Origin of the sequence: Bradyrhizobium sp. YR681 (assembly GCF_000282615.1) — a bacterium.
In the GTDB taxonomy this organism is placed as follows: Bacteria; Pseudomonadota; Alphaproteobacteria; order Rhizobiales; family Xanthobacteraceae; genus Bradyrhizobium.
In genome coordinates this window covers 1-1,138 of record NZ_AKIY01000005.1, presented here as the reverse complement: position 1 = coordinate 1,138, position 1,138 = coordinate 1, and the positions used below count along the sequence as shown (strand labels likewise).

Annotated in this window: 1 protein-coding gene; it reads right to left on the bottom strand. The window is 63.7% G+C overall.

Annotated elements, in window-relative coordinates:
• Positions 1–21: 21 nt before the first annotated feature.
• Positions 22–954 carry an IS110 family RNA-guided transposase gene (locus tag PMI42_RS00270; protein WP_008129423.1) on the bottom strand — a complete coding sequence of 311 codons (933 nt, stop codon included), beginning with the start codon at positions 952–954 and terminating at the stop codon, positions 22–24.
• Positions 955–1,138: the final 184 nt, after the last annotated feature.

The following is a 1,138-nucleotide window of genomic DNA, read 5'->3' as shown; positions in this document are numbered from 1 at the left end:
CCTCAGCGACTGTGTTCTTCGTCAAGCGGGTTGCCATTGTTTTTGGTCCCTGATCATGGCGTTGAGAATGGTGAGGACTTTGCGCGCGACGGCGATGAGGGCGACCATCTTGGGCTTTCCGGCGGCCAGCAGGCGTCGATAGAACGCTTTGAGCTGCGGATGATGCTGGCTGGCAGAGAGGGCTGCCATGTAGAGCCCGGCGCGTAGCGCGGCTCTTCCGCCGCCGATCATGCTTTTGCCCTTCCAGCGGCCGGACTGGCGGGTGAACGGAGCAAGGCCGGCAAGGCTTGCAATCTGGCGACGATTGAGGGTGCCGAGTTCGGGCACCTCCGCCAGGAACGTGCGCGCGAGTGTATTACTTACCCCGGGAAAGCTAATCATCAGTTCCTCCTTGGCGCGCCAGACCGGCGATCCACGCACCAGGGTGTCGATGTCGTTGTCGATCTCCGGCAGCTCCTTCTCGAGGGCCTTGATGTGGCGGGCAAGGCTCTTGCGGACGCGGACATTCTCGACGCGCTTCTCGCGCTGGCGTTCAGCAACGATCATCTCGATGATCTGCCGCCGGCGGCTGACCAGCTCGGCCAGCAACCGGGCCTCCTGATCCGGCAGGGCGCGCGGCGTTGGTCTTACGGCCTCGACGAACCGTGCGATAACCGCCGCATCAATCGGATCGGTCTTGGCACGCTGGCCAACGGCTTGGGCGAAGTGTCGGATCTGCGCCGGATTGACCACCACCAGCGGCAACTGGGCGCCGGCCAGCGCGGCAGCAACGATCGTCTCGAAGCCACCTGTCGCCTCCACCGCAATCAGCGTCGGCGAGCAAGCTGCAAGACGCGTAACGAGCTCTTCCAAGCCTTTGCCGTCGCGCGCGACGGCAAAGGCTTCCCCATTTGGACGCACATGCACGTCCAGACGGTCCTTCGATACATCAATGCCAACATAGATCGCGTCCATCTGCACCCCTCCTTGCGCAACCGGGCTCGCCAGGCGGCCCTCGCGACTGTTCGGGTTCGATGGAACAACGGACGGGGCGCCGCGCTGAGGCACGGGCTTCGGAGCCCTTGGATGAAGCGGTCTCCCGTCCGTTACCGCACCGGCCACTTTAGCCGATCCGGCACGATCTGACTTACAAGGATGA